Consider the following 17,576-nt stretch of genomic DNA (forward strand, 5'->3'; position numbering starts at 1 on the left):
CGTGCTCTCCTCCGTCGCCGACCTCGTCCCGGCCGGACGCGCCGCGCTCCTCGGGATCCTCAACGTCACTCCGGACTCGTTCAGCGACGGCGGCCGGTGGCTCTCGCTCGACGACGCGGTGCGCCACGGCCTTGAGATGACCCGGGCGGTCGGCGACGGCCCCGCCTCTTTCGGCGCAGACCTGGTCGATGTGGGCGGTGAGAGCACCCGCCCGGGCGCGGTGCGTATCGACTCCACCGCCGAGCAGCGCCGCGTGCTGCCCGTGGTGCGGGCCCTCGCCGCAGAGGGCGTGCGCGTCAGCATCGACACGATGAGCGCCTCCACCGCGGGCGCCGCGCTCGACGCGGGAGCAGTGGTGGTCAACGACGTCTCCGGCGGACTCGCCGACCCGGCCATGCTGCCCCTGGTCGCGGAGCGCGGAGCCGTCTACATCGCGATGCACTGGCGCGGTCACAGCGCAGGCATGAACAGCCTCGCCTCTTACGTCGACGTCGTGACGGACGTGCGCGACGAGCTGGAGCGCCGCGCGGACGCCGCTTGCGCGGCGGGGATCCGTGACGACCGCCTCGTGCTCGACCCGGGCCTCGGCTTCGCTAAGAACGGTGGGCACGACTGGGCCCTGCTGGCGCGCCTCGAGGCGATCGTGGCACTGGGATTCCCGGTGCTGGTAGGGCACTCGCGCAAGCGCTTCCTCGCTCCGTTCGCCCCCGCGGGCGCGTCCGCCGCCGAGAGGGACGATGTCTCGGCGATGCTGAGTCTGCTCGCCGCCGAGCACGGAGCCTGGGGCGTGCGCGTGCACGACGTCCGCTCGTCCGCCCGGGCCCTCGCGCTCGCCGCCCGACTCCAGGAGGAGACCCCGTGACCGTGCCCGACTCCGCCGCCCTGGCCCTGCGCGACTCCATCACCCTCACCGGCCTGCGGGTGCGCGCCCACCACGGCGTCTTCGACTTCGAGCGCGAGAACGGCCAGGACTTCGTGATCGACGCGACCGTCTGGCTCGACACCGCGGCCGCGGCTGAGGGCGACGCCCTGGGCGAGACGGTGCACTACGGCGAGCTCGCCATCGCGCTGGCGGACGCCGTGACCCGCGATCCGGTCGACCTGATCGAGACCCTGGCCGAGCGCCTCGCGCGCGTCGCCCTCGGCTTCGCGGCGGCGGACGTCGTGCGGATCACCGTGCACAAGCCGGACGCCCCGATCCCGCTGCCGTTCGAGGACGTCGCCGTGCAGATCACGAGGGCCCGCTCGTGAGGCCGCGGCAGCAGCGTCTGGCCCCGGCGCGACACGTGGTGCTGGCTCTGGGCAGCAACCTCGGCGACCGGCTCGCGCACCTGGAGGAGGCGGTGCGGGCGCTCGCGACGACTCCCGGTCTGCGGATCGAGGCGGTCTCCAAAGTGGTCGAGTCGCCGGCGTGGAAGCCCGGGGGCGTCGACGCGGACGCACCGGGCTACCTCAACGCGGTGGTCGCCGGCTCGACCACGCTCGACCCGGACGACCTGCTCGAGGCGACTGCGGCGATCGAGCTGGCCGGTGGACGCCTCCGCGGCGAGGGCGAGCAGCGCTGGGGCGATCGCACCCTCGACATCGACGTCATCGCGGTCGGAGGGGTGCTCCGCGACGACGCCCGCCTTACCCTCCCGCACCCGCGGGCTGCCGAGCGCGCTTTCGTGCTCGACCCCTGGCTCGACATCGAGCCCGCGGCGGTGCTGCCCGGCCACGGACCGGTGGCCGAGCTGCGCGCGCGGGCGACCGACCGGGTGACCGACCACGCCGCGGCGCTGTCCTGGACACGGCGCAGCGACTCCGACCCCGAGAGCAGGACCCCGTGAGGCGCACCCGCATCAGCACCCTCCTCGGTCTCGGGCTGGCCGGAGCCGTCGTCGGTTTCCTCCTGGACCTGGCCATCGCCGCGGCCGGCCGGCCCGTGATCATCCCTCCGCTGACCGTGCCGGTCACCCTCGTCGTGGTCGGCGCCGTCGTCCTCGGCTTCGCGATCCCCATCCACCGGGCGACCACGGGAGCAGTGCGCCGGCCGATCGATCCGTTCCGGGCGATGCGGGTGGTGGTGCTCGCGAAAGCGTCCAGCCACGTCGGCGCACTGCTGCTGGGAGCCTCGGGCGGCGTCCTCGTCTACCTCCTGAGCAGGGCGATCCCTTCGCTAGGCTCCGTGTGGCAGGACGTCGCGACCATCGTGGGCGCGCTCGTGCTGCTGGTGGCCGGCCTGGTCGCCGAGCACCTGTGCACCATCCCACCGAGCGATGACGACGACAGCGCCGTCGGCGAGGTGAACCACGCCTGACGCCGACACCCGATCGGATGCGGGCAGGGAGGACGACACCATGCCCGACCAGCCAGAGGATGCGGCGCAGAGCGCTCGCCAGACCCGCCGCGAGACCCGCTCGCGGAGCGAGGACCGGCTGGAGGTCGCGGGGGAGTGGCGGCGGGTCTCGCCGCGGTACGTCGCTGTCGAAGTCGTCTCGGCGGTCGTGTCCAGTGTCGTCCTCCTGGCGGTGCCGGTGGTGCTGCTGCTGGTCGGGGTCGACTGGGCGTGGATCCTGGTGCTCGCGGCCGCGGTGCTCGCGGCGACCCTCCTGATCGTGGCGCCGCGCCGGGCTCGGGCGTACGGCTACCTGCTGCGGCATGACGATCTGCTCTTCCGCCGCGGCATCATGTTCCAGCGCTTCGTCTCAGTGCCCTACGGTCGGATGCAGCTCATCGACGTCAACCGCGGGCCGCTCGCCCGGGCGCTCGGCCTCGCCGACCTCCGCTTCGTCACTGCCGCCGCCGCGACGGGCGTCAGCATCCCGGGGCTCACCGAGGGCGATGCCGAGGAGCTCCGCGACCGGCTCGTCGAGCTCGCCGAGTCGCGTCGGGCCGGCCTGTGACCGAGCCCGCCGCCCCGGCGGTCGAGACCGATCTCGCCGACGGCGAGTGGCACCGTCTCCATCCGGCCACGCCCGTCCTCAAGGGCGGGATCGGCCTGCTCGTCGTGCTCGGCATCATCGTCACGAACCTCCGCGAGCGCCTGGTCGAGCTCTTCCTGCCCGGGCCGGAGGGATTCGAGAGCGGAGATCCCGTCGACGAGCTGCTGCGTCGCGGGCTGGTCGGCTGGGCGCTGCTCGTGGTGGCGGTCGGGCTCGCGGTGGCCGTCTTCGCCTTCTGGCTGTCGTGGCGGATGCACACCTTCCGCATCACCGAAGAGGTCGTTGAGGTCCGCTCCGGCGTGCTCTTCCGCACCAACCGTCGGGCACGGCTCGACCGGATCCAGGGCATCGCGGTGCAGCGGCCGCTGTTCGCCCGGCTCTTCGGCGCAGCGAAGCTCGAGGTGAGTGTCGCCGGGCAGGACGCGAACGTGCAGCTCTCGTACCTCGGGTCGCGCCTGGTCGACGCCCTGCGGCGTGACATCCTGCGACTCGCCTCCGGGGTACGCGAGCGTGAGGCCGTCGCCGGGGAGGGGCCCTCCGGCGGGTTCCTCGCGCGGCGACTGGAGGAGTTCGGCGAGCCGGTGGACGACTCGCCGCCCGAATCGGTCGTCTCGATCCCGCCGTCTCGGCTCTTCGGCTCGCTGGTGTTCAGCGGATTCACGCTGTTCCTGGCCGCGTCGGCCGCCGCCGTCGTGTTCGTCGCCGTCTACGGTTCGCCGTTCGTGCTCTTCGCGATCCTGCCCGGCCTGATCGGCTCGGGCAGCTACTACGTCCGCCAGTTCGTGCGCTCGCTGCGCTACTCCATCGCCGCGACGCCCGACGGCGTGCGCGTCGGCTACGGCGTCCTCTCGACCAGCAGCGACACGCTGCCCCCGGGCCGGATCCACGCGGTCGAGATCACCCAGCCGCTGCTCTGGCGCCCGTTCGGCTGGTGGCAGGTCAAGATCGATCGCGCGGGCCACGCCGCATCGCGCGGAGCGAACGGCGAGCCGAACACCACGATCCTCCCGGTCGGCGATCTCGCGGCCGTCGAGCGCGTGCTCGGCCTGCTGCTGCCCGGTACGCGTGAGGGAGCGGAGTCGACGCCGGTCGGCGACGCGCTGCGGCACCGTGACGCGGCCGGCTTCACCCGCGCACCGCGCTCGGCGGTGTGGCTGCGGCCCTTCTCCTTCCGCAGGACGGGCTACCGACTGACCGACGAGGCGGCGATCCTGCGCAGCGGGGCGGTCTGGCGGCGGGTCGCCGTGGTGCCGCTGGCGCGCATGCAGAGCATCGGCGTACAGCAGGGTCCGCTGCAGCGGCTGCTGGGGCTGGCCTCGGCGCGCGTGCACACCGTGGCCGGACCCGTCACTCCGACCGTGCCCGTGATGAGTGTCGTCGATGCGCTGGCGTTCTTCGAGAGCCTCGCGGTCTCGGGTGTGCGCGCTGCCGGGCGCGATGCCAGCCACCTGTGGGGGCGGCGTGCTGGCGGACCAGTGACCTGGCCCGCTCCGGAGGGGGACCCGTATGCCTGAGAACCGCCGGGACGGACGCCTCGGCGTCGGCATCATCGGCGCCGGCCGAGTCGGTCCGGTGCTCGGCGCCGCGCTGGCCGGCGCCGGGCACGCCGTCATCGGCGTCGCGACCACCAGTGAGACCGGCCGCGAGCGCGCCGATGCGCTGCTCCCGGGGGTGCCGGTCCTGGCGATCCCCGATCTGGTGGAGCGCAGCGAGCTCGTGATCGTCGCCGTTCCCGGATCGGAGATCGCGGCCCTCGTCTCGGGACTCGCCGCGACCGGTGCCTGGCAGCCTGGACAGCTGGTCCTGCACACCGCGCCCGAGCACGGCTACGGCGTGTTGGCGCCGGCGCTCGCCTCGGGAGTCATCCCGCTGGCCGTGCATCCGGCGATGGCGTTCAGCGGCACCAGCCTCGATCTCGCCCGCCTCGCCGAGACGTATTTCGCGGTCTCGGCGCCCGGCCCGGTGCTGCCGATCGCCCAGGCCCTCGTCGTCGAGATGGGAGGCGAGCCGGTGACGATCACCGAGGCCGACCGCGCCGCCTACGCGGAGGCCGTTTCGACGGCGACCACGTTCTCGACGGCGATCGTCGACCAGGCAGCCGATCTGCTGGCGGGCATCGGCATCGAGAAGCCGGGTTTCTTCCTCTCCAGCCTCGTCCGCTCCTCCGTGGACGACGCCCTGCGCCGCGCGGCGGGCTGAGCGCTCAGCGGGGCGCCTTCTCGCGGAGGACCGCGGATTCACGGTGCCGTGGCGACTCGTCACGAGGGTCGTCAGTGGGTTCTGTGCAACGAGGAGGGAGGAGACGGGCCCTGCGGCGTGATCGGGGACAGCTGCCGTGCGACCCGCGAGAGGCAGGGTCGTCCGTAAGAGCTCCACAGCGGTTTGCGGGAGGGTACTGGCCCGGTGCCGCAGGATGCCCTGCGGCGAACGCCAGGAAGTCCACGGGGTGTCGATCGGTGTGGCGCGCCGCAGTGGCACGGATTACCATGCCTCCACCAGGTATGTTGGTCGTCATGCTGTCGGAAAGTCAAATATCTTTGATTCTGTCGAGTTCCTGTTCAAGCGGTAGAAGAGCTTCGAGACGCTGGCCAGCGAAGTGGGGACCCTGGCTCGTTGTTCTGGCCAGATAGCTCTGGCGAGTACTCACGAACGCACATCAAGAAGTCAGACGCGTTACAAATCAGTTCTCTATCGATGCCTCCGTGCGGAGGCAGTCGGTCATGTGCTCGCTGCTCGATTGATTGTGTCGAATCCCGAGCGACTCGATGCCATTATTCGCACCCATGATGCTTAGTATCAATGCTGATCCGGGGCGGGCCGCGAAGCAGCTTCTACTCAGTAGGTTTTCACACCGCACTCACGCGGTGGCAGTAGCAAAATCTGTCTTCACCGAAGCGTGGCCACTGTGGGACGGTAGTGCGGCCTCGGCTCTCCTGAAGGGTGAACGGGCCCCGGGCGCCGTCGGTACAGGAGCGCCTCGCGCCGCAGTCCGGACGACAGAGGCCGATACCGTCGGCAGAGCTTGAGCGGACGCGTTGATCGCAGCGGGACGTAGCTGGACACTACGATCGTGAAGTCGTCGAGTCGAGCTGACAGTCTTGTTGTACCCGCGATCGCCGTCGTCGGGTTAGGCGTTGCATTCGTCGCCCTATACCCCACGTGGGCGCCAGTCGCGTACTACACATGCCTTCCTCTATTAGGCCGTGCTCTGCTTGAATATGGATTCAAGGTTCTATTTCAAATCCTACTCGCCGTGGCCCTGATTATGGTTTTTTCGGGGAAGTGGATGTCCTCGAGTCGCTGGTTGGTCTTCCGAAGAGTCACCGCATTGCTTGGGTCAATTACTCTCTTGCCCACTTGTGCGGTGGCAGTATACGTGTCTGCACACTACTATCAGCAGATTGTTCTCGGCGGCGCTGGTGGTGGCTGTAACGCGCAGTGGTGGTGTGCTTCGTTCGCCGGAAGCGTCTGGTTCTCTCCTGCGGTGGCATGCGTCCTCGATGTCATCGTGTCGCGCCGCGTTCACATCCGAGACAAGATGCCGCTAGTTCCAATTTTCGCCTGCTTGTCCTTAGTTACCCGTACGTCGATTTTCGCGTTATTCCGTACGAGGTGAGCGGTATGCCAGTTAGGCCAGACTAAGTGCTCGCGTCCGAGGACTTCTTTCCACGGCGCCGCTATCTGGTCGACCGAGCTCCTTGATCAGGAGAGAAGTGGCTCATCGCAATTGAGGGTGTAGTTGGGGTCTGAAGCCGCCGGTTTTGAGGAGGTTGCGGGTGATGTAGTTGGTGAGGTTGCGGAAGCCCGGGGCGGAGCCGCGGAGGTGTTCGAGGCGGCCGTTGATTGCTTCGGTGGGACCGTTCGAGGTGCCGGGTTGGTCGAAGTAGGCGAGGATGTTTGCGGCTCGTTTCTTCATCGTGCGGCCCAAGGTGATGAGCTCGGCGAGTGTTGTCGGGACGCCGCTGCTGATCGTTGTGATCAGGGCCTGCATCGCGGTCTTTCCCGCGGCGCGGTCGGGGTCGCGGTAGGCGGCGATCATGCGCTGATAGATCCCCTAGGTCATCTCGACCGCGACGTGTTCCTCGGCGGCGAAGAGGGCTTCCAGGCGGGCGCGTTGCTTTTCAGTGAGCAGCTTCAGCCCGGTGTGCAGGGTGCGCCGGACCGAGTAGAGCGGGTCGCCGGAACGACTACGGTGACCCATGGTCGCGTGTTGGATGCGTTGGCGGCAGCGATCCAGAGCGTCGCCTTTGCGCGGATCGGGGTGAGGTCGATGATCACGGTGACGGACGTGTCACCGTGGCGTGTGTGTCGCCAGACGTACTCGTCGACCCCGATCGTGGTGACCCGTCGAACCGGGTCGGGTCATCGATCAACACCCGTCGCCCTTCGGCGAGGACGGCGTCGTTCGCGGTATGCCAGGACACCCCCAGACCAGCTGCGACGCGGGCGACGGTGAGGTGTCCCACGACCAGGCCCTCCACCGCCCACCGCAGGCCGCGGCGGGAGATCTTCGCTCGCGGTTCGGCCGCCGCCGCCGTGTCGTGCCGCCAGACCTTCCCGCAGCCGGCGCAACTATAGCGGCGAATCCGGATCAGCAGGATCGTGGGCCGCCAGCCGAACGGTTCGTCCGCGAGGCCCCGCGTGACAGTGTCCCGAACGACGCCCTGCGCGCCACATTTCCGGGACCACGGGTCCGGTTCGGCGACGCGGCATTCCAGGACCACCCGGTCCAGTTCCAGGCATTCGCCGACGGCGCGTAGGCCGAGCTCGCCCAAGCAGCAGAAGATCATGAAGTCAGGGCCGCCGAAGGGAGCGTGGAGCACGTCCAGGTCTTTCGGATGGGTGTGTAGGAACTTCCATCTTCGGGAGACCTCGACCTCGTCCCCGGCCCCGACGCGCCAACCTCACACCCGCACCGCTACACCCTCAATTGCGAAGAGCCAGAGAAGTTGCCTGGCGGGCGAGGACCATGACTGGCAGGTTGAAAGTAGGCGCCATGTGCGTTCGAGGGCAAGCTGTTGTCCCGTCGGTGAAAAGCTACGGCCCCGTGCACACGCGGTCCGGTCACCTACTCGACTGTTTTGCTGCAGATACGAACCGCGAGTTATCCTTTTCTTAGACGAAGCCAGCGGAGTGCGTTCGGCAGGAGTGCGCAAGAGGGACGCGCTTGCGCGCCCAAGCGTTTCAGGTGCTTTCGCGGTGAGGTGGCAGCGGCCGTTCTAAGGGGCATGCGGTTCTCTGTGTCGGCGATTCGAGAGCGCGGGCACTGTCTGGACGGTGAGCTCAACTTATCCGTGCGAGGCGACCGTCCGATGATGGACTACATGAGGTGTGCGTCGGACGGAGGTTACCTCGACAGGGCGACGGATCCGAAGGACGGAAAATTGGGGCTGACGTAGTCCGTCACGGTGAGCGTATTTATCGCCGGCATCGTGTGCGCCGCGGGAATCGTGACCTCTTGGTCCGGCTGCGCCGGATCCAGGGCAGCGATGTCAAACGAGTAGCCCGCAGTGTCGACCCAGGCCCCGGAGTCGTCCTGCTCCAGGGCGCCCTCCTTGAGCTGGAGCCGCAGGTTGGTCGAATGGCCGGTCGAGAATCCAGTGAGCGTCGCCCAGGTCGACCCGTCCGAACGGCGCTCGATCAGAACCGAACCGGTCGTCTCGGTCTGCTGGCTCACGAAGTCGCCCCGCAGGGGGAGCTGCCGCTCGAAAGCGCTCAGGGTGGGAGCATCGGTCTTTACAGGATCGGATGATTGTGCCGGGTTAGTGTTCGTTGCTTCAGCCCCAGCCGATGACAGCCCGCCTCCCGTCGGCGGGCTACTGCAACCAGATAGCAGAAGTAGGCCGACGAGCACCCCTGCACCCCAGGTTATCGTGAACTGGTTTGTCCCCATCGTTCAAGAGTAGCGTAGTGACCACCGTGGCGTGCGATGGTGGTATGTGAAGGGCAGCCGTACGGCTCTCCTGTCAATCCACAGAGCGGCCAGGAGGATCATCTCGATGGAGGCGTGCTTTCCTGGCCTCACACAACCCAAATCCCTGGTGCACGAGGCGGTCGGAGGTCACGCAATTGGCCGGGTCAGCGCGGCATGGCTACTCTACAGGCTATATGCAACTCGCTTGCTTTTCGTTTGTGATCAACGACAGTGCGGAACGTGCGAGCAAGCCTCTGCGGATCGGTGACGAGGTATGCCGCAGGATCGCCGGCGTTATGGAGGCTTATGCAAAACACGTTTGGAGGTGATAGATCCGGGAGGGTTGTTCAGCTGGCTGGTTTGAGAAAGTCGAGCCGTATGACTGCTGAGCCGGTCAGAGCGAAGGTGGTCGTCGGTCATTGGTGGTCGGAGTGCAGGATTCTCCAGTTCTTGAGGTGGGCGATGGCGCGTTTGATCTGGAGGCTTATGCAAAATTGGTTTCGTTCTGGGTGAAGAAGATTAGTCCGCGGACGGCGTTGAAGGCGTCTGGGAAAGTGTGCAGTGGTCGTCTGTAGTCGGTGTGGAAGATTCGCCAGGTTTTAATGTTAGCGATTGTTCTCTCGATCACGTAGCGGTGAGTGTTCACGAAACGGTTGTGCTGTTTCGCGTGCTCTGGCAAATGTTTTTCGCCGGGTCTCCTTTTTATTGGTGTGATCATTCCGGCGCCTTGGTAGCCTTTGTCGGCCAAAGTATTCGAGAGGTTGATGATGTCGGCCAAGTGTGATTCTCGGAATGCGTGAGCATCATGGTGTTTGCCCGGAATCGGATCCGAAATGTGGATCAGCCGACCGGAGAGATCGGCGAGGACCTGGCAGGTGTGCCCCGTGGTCTTGTGTTTGCCGGAGTACAGCTCGGGCGCGTCTGCTCAGGACCAGCACGGGAGGAGGGTCCCGTCGATGACGGCCGTCGTCTCGCCGACCGCAGCCTCGACGTCCGGCTGCTCGTCGTCGGTCACGACAGTGAGCATCGCTTCCACTAGCGCGATTGTTCGCGACACGGTCGACTGACTGACACCGACCACATCGGCGATCAACTGTTCGGTGACGTTGTGGCGATAGTAGAGAAGAGTGACCTGTAGTGCCCCGGCGAGCGACAGTCTGCGTGGCCGTCCTCGCCGCCGCTGCCACAGGAATTCGTTTTCGATCCGTTCGGCGAGAATCGCATATTGCTCGGTCGTCATCCCTGTAGTAGTCTGCTTCTGCACCGGCTGGTTCCTTTGCGAAGAGTTTCTGTTGGAAGTTGCTCTTCAAGCAAAGCGGATCAGCCGGTGTTTTTCGTGACCGACACGCACTAATTTATACTGGGTCAATCGATTTTTGCATAAGCCTCCTGGTATCGGATTGAGTTGACGTGTTTGTTGAGTTCATGTTCCCACTCGAGCAGGTCGCGGTCGGGGTTTTTGCGGGTGGGGTGATCATTCATGGCTCGCTGTGTCTTCTGTCTCCGACCCGGTTCGCGGGGTCGAGACCTTCGAGTGCGCCGCTGGCGCGGACGCTGCGACCTCGTGGCGGTGTCCGTCCACGGGATCGGAGATCCAGGCGACGGGACCGCTGACGTTGCACGCAACGTGGACGTTGAACCCGGTGGTCGTGTGCTTGCCCGACCACAGCGTTGGCCGGTCCACTCAAGACCAGCACGGCAACAGGGTTCCGTCGACGGTGTACTGACCATTGGGGTCGAGGTCGTCTGCGGTAGGAGCGTCGTCGCGTACCGTCGCGGCGATCCATGCGGTGAGCGACGAGATGGCCCGGGAGATCGTTGACTGCAAGACGCCGCACCGTTCGGCGAGTTCCACGTGAGCCGATTTGCGGCGCAGGTGCATCAACCTGACGACGAGAGAACCGAAAAGTCCGAGGATCGGTGGCCAACCGGGCGCCTTCCCCGATGCTGCGACGCAGTGAAGAATCCGCTCGGCGAGATCATTGCTTTCCTCAGAGTCATGCTTGTTGTATGTTTTTCGCGCGCCCGTTCTTTCTATGAATCCAGTCTGGTAGCTAAACTTTCTCACGAAAGACCGGCCGCCCGTGCGGGGCTCGCCGATAAATTCGGACTAGACTCGTGAATAACCCGCGGCGATGTCAAGTCGTCTAAGCAACGGCTTCGTCGAGGAGTAGCCGCTCGAAGACTTCGCGCGGGGTTCGGAAGCCGAGGGTCTGCCTGGGTCGGTCGTTGAGTTCGTCGGCGATCGCGTTGAGGTAGGGCTGGTGGTTGGTGATCTCGATGCCCTTGGGGAGGTATTCGCGGATCAGACCATTGGTGTTCTCGTTCGAGGGCCGCTCCCACGGGGACCGCGGGTGCGCGAAGTAGACGGGCAGCTCGGTGGCGAGGGTGAGCTGCGCGTGCCGGGCCATCTCGGTGCCCTGGTCCCATGTGAGGGAGCCGCGCAGATGCGCGGGCAGATCGTCGACCCGGTCGATGAGAGCGTCGGCGACGCCGTCGGAGTCTTTTCCGTCGGGTAGTCCCAGGATGATCGCGAAGCGCGAGTGCCGCTCCACCAGGGTGATCGCCGCGGTCTTGCCGTGCGCTCCGATGATCAGATCTCCCTCCCACGCGCCGGGAACACGCCGGTCCGACGCCTCCTCGGGCCGGTCATCGATGGAAACCATGCCCACAATGCGTCCGCCGGTGCGTTCCCCGAGCGGCCGGCGTCGCTTGCGGGTCGTCTGTTTCGAGCGCAACAGGATGCCTTCGCGGGCGAGTTCGCCCTTGGGGTGGGCGTAGATCCATCGGTAGATCGCCTCGTGGGACACGGTGCGGCCTGCGGCGTCGGGTGAATGCGTCATCGTGTCAACGCTCGCGTCCGCCGCCTCCAGGCGCAACCGGCCCGCGATCTGCCGCGGCGTCCGCGAACGCTTCAGATCCGCTCGAACCCGCGCCGACAGCACAGAATCGGCATCGATCAGTCGCTCCTGCGGACGGGCTCGCCGCTTGCGAGCCTTCGTCTGCGCCGAGACGGGCTGATACCCGCGGGTCTTGAGCGAGTTCCGGCTCCGCTCACGCCACACGACCGTCCGGTCGCGGTCGATCAACTCGGCGATCTCCCGATCGCTCAGCCCCTGCTTGATCCCGACCGCGATCTGAGCCCGATCCTCAAACGACAACTGCCGACGCACCACCAGCAACCCCCTCCGTTGCTACGACGCTATGACACCGCCCGCACTCAGCGCGCTAAACGATCGTTTCGATGCTAATCGGCATGCCCCGCTCAATCGGCTCGAGAGAGGGGCCGATCAGCGACGTGGATTCTTGGCGCCGTCTGGTGGCGGACGTCCGATCGTTCATGGACAGGAGTCCCCGTACGGAGTGGTGCCAGGGTCCCTGTTCTCTAGGCGTTCCCGCCCGGGGCCTCCGCTGCGCCGGTAGCATCGACGGGTGATCAGGACCCTCCAGCGCATCGACGTCCTCCGCGAGACGGTCCAGGAGGCGCGGCGAGTCGGGTCCCGCGTCGCCCTTGTGCCGACGATGGGCGCTCTGCACGCCGGTCACCTCGCGCTCGTCGAGCGGGCTCGCGAGCTCGCCGACCTCGTCATCGTGTCGATCTTCGTGAATCCGCTGCAGTTCGGTCCCACCGAGGACCTGGACCGCTATCCGCGCGACCTTGCGGGCGACACCGCGCTGCTCGACGCGGCGGGCGTCGACGTCGTCTTCGCCCCGGGAGCCGTCGAGATGTACCCGGATGGTCCGTCGTCGACGCGTGTGGTCGCGGGGGAGGTCGGCGCGCTCTACGAGGGCCGCGCGCGGCCGGGCCACTTCGATGGGATGCTCACCGTCGTCGCGAAGCTCCTGAACATCGCGCAGCCCGACGTCGCGCTCTTCGGGCAGAAGGACGCGCAGCAGCTCTTCCTCGTGCGCCGCATGGTCCGCGACCTCGACCTGCCCGTCGTGATCGAGGCCGTCGACATCGTGCGGGAGGAGGACGGACTCGCCCGCTCCAGCCGCAACCGCTACCTCGACGAGGAGCAGCGCCGCGCCGGTCTCGCGCTGCCGCGCCTCCTCGCCGCCGCCGCCGGAGCCGCCGACCGCGGTGCCGCCGCCGCGGTCGAGGAGGCCGAGGCCGTCGCGCAGTCCGAACCGCTTGTTAAGCTGGACTACCTCGTCGTCGTGAACCCTGCGACACTCCTCCCGGTCGACGCCGACCATCGCGGTCCGGCCCTCGTGCTCGTCGCCGCGATCGTCGGCACCACCCGCCTCCTCGACAACGGCCCGATCCTGCTCGACTGATCCCGGCCGCCCGTCTCCTACCGAAAGCATCGCGATCCGCCATGGCCGACACCTCCGCCGCCCCCGTGCCCCCGACCGAGCAGCCCGAGGCCGAGCGGACGCCCACTGAGCAGCAGGTCGCCGACCGTGAGGCGTCCGAGCAGAAGGCCGTCCGCCTCGCCAAGCGCGAGCGTCTGCTCGAGCTCGCGGGTGATGACCTCGGCGGCGGTGCTTACCCCGTCGCCGTCGGAGTCACCGACACGATCGCCGCCGTCCGTGCCCGCCATGAGGGGATCGAGCCCGATGTGAAGACCGGCGAGCGCGTCGGCCTCGCCGGACGCGTCGTGTTCCAGCGCAACACCGGCAAGCTCTGCTTCGCGACGCTCCAGGCGGGCGACGGCGAGCGGATCCAGGCGATGGTCTCGCTCGGCGACGTCGGTGACGAGTCGCTGGCGGCGTGGAAGGAGCTCGTCGACCTGGGCGACCACCTCTTCGTGGAGGGCGAGGTCGTCTCGAGCAAGCGCGGCGAGCTGAGTGTCTGGGTGTCGGAGTGGACGATCGCCGCGAAGGCGATCCTGCCGCTGCCGAACCTGCACAACGAGCTGGGCGACGAGACCCGGATGCGTCAGCGCTACCTCGACCTGATCGTGCGACCCCAGGCCCGCGAGACCGTCGTGGCGCGCGCGCGGGTGAACGCCTCCCTCCGCAGCACCTTCGCGGCCCACGACTTCCTCGAGGTCGAGACCCCCATGCTCCAGGTGATGCACGGCGGCGCCTCCGCCCGCCCGTTCGCCACCCGCTCGAACGCGTTCGACGCCGAGCTCTACCTCCGCATCGCGCCGGAGCTCTTTCTCAAGCGCGCGGTCGTCGGAGGCATCGACCGGGTCTTCGAGATCAACCGCAATTTCCGCAACGAGGGCGCCGACTCCACGCACTCGCCCGAGTTCGCCATGCTCGAGGCCTACCAGGCGTACGGCGACTACACCGCGATCGCTGATCTCACGCAGGAGCTGGTCCAGAACGCTGCGCAGGCGGTCGCCGGCTCGCATGTCGTCATGTGGGCCGACGGCACCGAGTTCGATCTGGGAGGCGAGTGGGACCGGATCTCGATGTACGAGAGCCTGTCGCTCGCGGCGGGCCTTGCGATCACTCCCGAGACGCCGCTGGTCGAGCTTGAGACGCTCGCCGCTCGCGAGGGCGTCGAGGTGCACGTGCCCACCCACGGCAAGTACGTCGAGGAGCTGTGGGAGCACTTCGTGAAGGGCTCGCTCAGCCGCCCCACCTTCGTCATGGACTTCCCCGTCGACACCTCGCCGCTCGTGCGCGCGCACCGGAGCATCCCTGGCGTCGTGGAGAAGTGGGACCTCTATGTCCGCGGCTTCGAGCTGGCGACCGGATACTCCGAGCTGGTCGACCCGGTCGTGCAGCGCGAGCGCTTCGTCGAGCAGGCCCGCCAGGCCGCCGCGGGCGACGACGAGGCGATGCGCTTGGACGAGGATTTCCTCCGCGCCCTCGAGCACGGCATGCCCCCGACCGGCGGGATGGGGATGGGCATCGACCGCCTGCTGATGGCGGTCACCGGCCTCGGCATCCGCGAGACGATCCTGTTCCCGCTCGTCAAGTAGGGTCGCAGGAGCCGCACGCGTGCGGCTCCGCCTGCGAGGAGAGACATGGCCAGGGCATCGAGCGTCGTCGCGGTCGTCGCGGCGGGCATCCTCACGGCCGCGCAGTTCGGTGTCGGTGCCTCGATCGCCGCCTCGGTCCTCACCTCCTCCGGCGATGTCGGCACCGCACTGGCCGACCGGCGGGCAGCGGAGGCGTTCACGCCCGACGACACGATCGCCGGCTTCGCCGAGCGCACCGGCATGTCGCAGCGGGGCCGCGCCCTCTACTACGCGTCGAGTCCTTCGGTCGAGCCGACCACTGGATTCAACGATCGATGCGGTTACGGCGCGTCCGACGACATCGTGCTCGGCTGTTACACCGGCACCGACATCTTCATCTCGGACGTCTCGAACCCGGACCTCGACGGCGTGCGCGACGTGACCGCGGCCCACGAGATGCTGCACGCCGCGTGGGTGCGGCTCGACTCCGCCGAGCAGGCAGCGCTGGGCGCCGAGCTCGAGGCCGTGTACGCGACCCTCCCGCAGGACGGTCCGATCGCGGAGCGGCTCGAGCTCTACCGCACGGGCGGGCTGGGCGAGCGGGTCAACGAGCTGCACTCCATTCTGGGCACGGAGGTGGCCGATCTGCCGCCGGCGCTGGAGCAGCACTACGCGGAGTTTTTCGACGACCGCTCCGCCGTCGTCGCCTTGAACGCGCGCTACGAGGCCGTGTTCACCGGCCTCGAGAACCGGATCGACGATCTCGTCGCCCGGATCGAGAGCGCCTACACAGACCTGACGGCGCGGGTCGACGCGAACAACGCCGAGTACGACGCGCTCAACGTCGAGATCGATGCCTTCAATGCTCGGGCCGACAGCGGCGACTTCGGCTCGACGGCCGAGTTCGAGGCCGAGCGTGCCGATCTGCTCGAGCGCGGCCGGGCCGTCGATGCGACCCGGGCTGCCATCGACGCCGACATCGCCGGCTACGACGCGCTGCGCTCCGAGCTCGAGGGGTTGAACGCCGATGCGGCGGCCCTGAACAAATCGGTCCAGAGCCGATAGCAGGACGCCGAAGCCTTCCGCGCACCGCGGCGCCGACCAGGGGCGGCCTCCCTGCTGCCACGGGTAGGATCGCCCCATGGACTGGGAGCTGTGGAATCAGGGGCTGTGGGCCCTCCTGCCGACTGTGACGGTCGGGCTGATCTTCTGGTTCGTGATGCGCGCCGTCCTCCGCTCGGACCGCAACGAGCGCCGCGCCTACGACCGCATCGAGGCGCGCGAGCGAGCGCGCCGCGGCCTGCCGCCGCGCGACGCCTCCTGACCACCGCCGCCCCGAGGGAGGGCCGCTCGAGCGGCGGCCTGCCCCGCACGACGCACGAGGAGGCGCGGTGCCCGACTGGTCGGTGATCCTGCCCATCGCGGCTGTCGTCGTCGAGCTCGTGATCCGCGTCGTCGCTGTGATCGTGGTTCCGCGCAACCGCCGACCGACCACCGGCCTGGCCTGGCTGATGGCGATCTTCCTCATCCCCTACGTCGGTATCCTCCTGTTCCTCTTCATCGGGAGCAACCGGCTGCCGCGCAAGCGCCGTCGCAAGCAGCAGGAGATCAACCGCTTCATTCTCGACTCGACCGATGGAGTCGAGCGGGTGGCCCGCGAGCACTCCTGGCCGCAGTGGCTGGAGTCGGTCGTCACCCTCAACCGCAACCTCGGCGCGATGCCGCTCGTCGGAGGCAACGACGCACGTCTCCAGGGCGACTACGAGCAGACGATCCATGCGATGGCCGCCGAGATCGACCGCGCTCGGCGTTACGTGCACTGCGAGTTCTACATCCTTGCCGCCGACACGACGACGGCCCCCTTCTTCGACGCTCTCGACCGCGCCGTCAGCCGGGGAGTGACGGTGCGCATCCTCCTCGACCACATCGCGTCGATCCGGGTGCCGGGTTACTACCACGGCACCCACCGTCGCCTCCGCGCGCTCGAGGAGGCCGGAGCGTCCTGGTCGTACATGCTGCCCGTGCGGCCCTGGCGGGGCCAGTACCAGCGGCCCGATCTGCGCAATCACCGCAAGCTGCTCATCGTCGACGGCAACACCGCCTTCATGGGCTCCCAGAACGTCGTCGACTCCAGCTACAACAAGCGCGGCAACATCCGGCGCGGCTTGCACTGGCACGACCTGATGGTGCGCCTCGAGGGCCCCGTCGTGCAGGGCATCAACGCCATCTTCATCACCGACTGGTACAGCGAGACCGACGAGCTGCTCCTGCGCGAATCGGAGCCGATGGAGGCGTTGCAGCAGCGCGACACCATCGACTGCCAGGTCGTGCCGAGCGGCCCCGGGTTCGACGGCGAGAACAATCTGCGGCTGTTTCTGACGCTCCTCTACTCCGCGCAGAAGTCCATCATCATCACGAGCCCCTATTTCGTGCCGGATGAGGCGATGCTCTACGCGATCACGACGGCGACCCGGCGGGGGGTGCACGTGGAGCTGTTCGTCTCCGAGATCGGCGACCAGGCCGTGGTGTACCACGCGCAGCGCTCGTACTACGAGACGCTGCTCACGGCGGGTGTGCGGATCTGGATGTACCGCACGCCCACCATCCTGCACGCGAAGCACTTCACGATCGACGACGACGTCGCCGTGATCGGGTCGAGCAACATGGACATGCGCTCGTTCACCCTCAATCTCGAGGTCTCGCTGATGGTGCGGGGGGCCGAGTTCGTCGAGGATCTGCGACAGGTGCAGCAGGACTACCGCGAGCACTCCCGTGAGCTGACTCTGCGCGAGTGGCGGCAGCAGCCATTCCGCTCGACACTGCTCGACAACCTGGCGCGGCTCACCTCGGCGCTGCAGTAGCCGTCCCCTGCGG

The 17,576-nt window shown here is 67.7% G+C and carries 16 protein-coding genes and 1 pseudogene; 12 read left to right on the forward strand and 5 right to left on the reverse strand.

Going from position 1 to position 17,576, the window contains the following annotated elements:
- Position 1 precedes the first annotated feature (1 nt).
- Genes folP through GSU10_RS02210 form a run of 7 tightly spaced genes read left to right on the forward strand, consistent with a single transcriptional unit; the run spans position 2 to position 5,123 of the window.
- On the forward strand, positions 2 to 862 hold the full coding sequence (gene folP, locus GSU10_RS02180; protein WP_068212405.1) for a dihydropteroate synthase: 861 nt from the start codon (positions 2 to 4) through the stop codon (positions 860 to 862).
- On the forward strand, positions 859 to 1,251 hold the full coding sequence (folB, locus tag GSU10_RS02185) for a dihydroneopterin aldolase (RefSeq protein WP_236713670.1): 393 nt from the start codon (positions 859 to 861) through the stop codon (positions 1,249 to 1,251). The genes folP and folB overlap by 4 nt, the downstream gene beginning before the upstream one ends.
- Positions 1,248 to 1,829: a 2-amino-4-hydroxy-6-hydroxymethyldihydropteridine diphosphokinase gene (gene folK, locus GSU10_RS02190; RefSeq protein ID WP_068212406.1), complete on the forward strand. Its 582-nt coding sequence runs from the start codon at positions 1,248 to 1,250 to the stop codon at positions 1,827 to 1,829. The genes folB and folK overlap by 4 nt, the downstream gene beginning before the upstream one ends.
- The gene (locus GSU10_RS02195; RefSeq protein ID WP_068212407.1) at positions 1,826 to 2,299 is read left to right on the forward strand and encodes a DUF3180 domain-containing protein; all 474 of its coding nucleotides are present in this window, start codon (positions 1,826 to 1,828) and stop codon (positions 2,297 to 2,299) included. The genes folK and GSU10_RS02195 overlap by 4 nt, the downstream gene beginning before the upstream one ends.
- Before the next feature lie 40 nt (positions 2,300 to 2,339).
- A complete protein-coding gene (locus tag GSU10_RS02200; protein WP_082845240.1) occupies positions 2,340 to 2,885 on the forward strand; it encodes a PH domain-containing protein in 546 nt (181 codons plus the stop codon).
- Entirely contained in the window at positions 2,882 to 4,438 is a 1,557-nt protein-coding gene (locus GSU10_RS02205; protein ID WP_068212409.1) for a PH domain-containing protein, read from the forward strand. Before GSU10_RS02200 ends, GSU10_RS02205 begins: the two co-directional genes overlap by 4 nt.
- On the forward strand, positions 4,431 to 5,123 hold the full coding sequence (locus GSU10_RS02210) for a Rossmann-like and DUF2520 domain-containing protein (protein ID WP_068212411.1): 693 nt from the start codon (positions 4,431 to 4,433) through the stop codon (positions 5,121 to 5,123). Before GSU10_RS02205 ends, GSU10_RS02210 begins: the two co-directional genes overlap by 8 nt.
- A gap of 1,519 nt (positions 5,124 to 6,642) precedes the next feature.
- Here the strand turns inward: GSU10_RS02210 and GSU10_RS02215 are convergent.
- From GSU10_RS02215 to GSU10_RS02235, 5 genes and pseudogenes are all read right to left on the reverse strand, one after another.
- Positions 6,643 to 7,714, reverse strand: a pseudogene (locus GSU10_RS02215) (transposase).
- A 557-nt stretch (positions 7,715 to 8,271) separates the two neighbouring features.
- A complete protein-coding gene (locus GSU10_RS02220; RefSeq protein WP_068213759.1) occupies positions 8,272 to 8,601 on the reverse strand; it encodes a hypothetical protein in 330 nt (109 codons plus the stop codon).
- Positions 8,602 to 9,322: 721 nt separating this feature from the next.
- Entirely contained in the window at positions 9,323 to 9,748 is a 426-nt protein-coding gene (locus tag GSU10_RS02225) for a transposase family protein (protein WP_208859924.1), read from the reverse strand.
- 15 nt (positions 9,749 to 9,763) lie between these two features.
- Positions 9,764 to 10,102, reverse strand: a complete 339-nt coding sequence (locus GSU10_RS15290) for a helix-turn-helix domain-containing protein (protein WP_208859921.1) — start codon at positions 10,100 to 10,102, stop codon at positions 9,764 to 9,766.
- 883 nt (positions 10,103 to 10,985) lie between these two features.
- Positions 10,986 to 12,014: an IS30 family transposase gene (locus GSU10_RS02235; protein ID WP_159316544.1), complete on the reverse strand. Its 1,029-nt coding sequence runs from the start codon at positions 12,012 to 12,014 to the stop codon at positions 10,986 to 10,988.
- 256 nt (positions 12,015 to 12,270) lie between these two features.
- Between GSU10_RS02235 and panC the strand changes: the two genes are divergently transcribed.
- From panC to cls, 5 genes are all read left to right on the forward strand, one after another.
- Positions 12,271 to 13,119 carry a pantoate--beta-alanine ligase gene (gene panC, locus GSU10_RS02240; protein WP_132504830.1) on the forward strand — a complete coding sequence of 283 codons (849 nt, stop codon included), beginning with the start codon at positions 12,271 to 12,273 and terminating at the stop codon, positions 13,117 to 13,119.
- Positions 13,120 to 13,160: 41 nt separating this feature from the next.
- Complete coding sequence (lysS, locus tag GSU10_RS02245; RefSeq protein ID WP_132504828.1) at positions 13,161 to 14,723, forward strand: lysine--tRNA ligase; 1,563 nt, start codon at positions 13,161 to 13,163, stop codon at positions 14,721 to 14,723.
- Between the two features lie 45 nt (positions 14,724 to 14,768).
- Positions 14,769 to 15,767 carry a hypothetical protein gene (locus tag GSU10_RS02250; RefSeq protein ID WP_068213472.1) on the forward strand — a complete coding sequence of 333 codons (999 nt, stop codon included), beginning with the start codon at positions 14,769 to 14,771 and terminating at the stop codon, positions 15,765 to 15,767.
- Positions 15,768 to 15,843: 76 nt separating this feature from the next.
- Positions 15,844 to 16,026: a hypothetical protein gene (locus GSU10_RS02255; RefSeq protein ID WP_132504826.1), complete on the forward strand. Its 183-nt coding sequence runs from the start codon at positions 15,844 to 15,846 to the stop codon at positions 16,024 to 16,026.
- 67 nt (positions 16,027 to 16,093) lie between these two features.
- Positions 16,094 to 17,563 carry a cardiolipin synthase gene (gene cls, locus GSU10_RS02260; RefSeq protein ID WP_068208138.1) on the forward strand — a complete coding sequence of 490 codons (1,470 nt, stop codon included), beginning with the start codon at positions 16,094 to 16,096 and terminating at the stop codon, positions 17,561 to 17,563.
- The last annotated feature ends 13 nt before the right edge of the window (positions 17,564 to 17,576 follow it).

This window comes from Rathayibacter tanaceti (assembly GCF_009834165.1).
Classification (GTDB): domain Bacteria; phylum Actinomycetota; class Actinomycetes; order Actinomycetales; family Microbacteriaceae; genus Rathayibacter; species Rathayibacter tanaceti.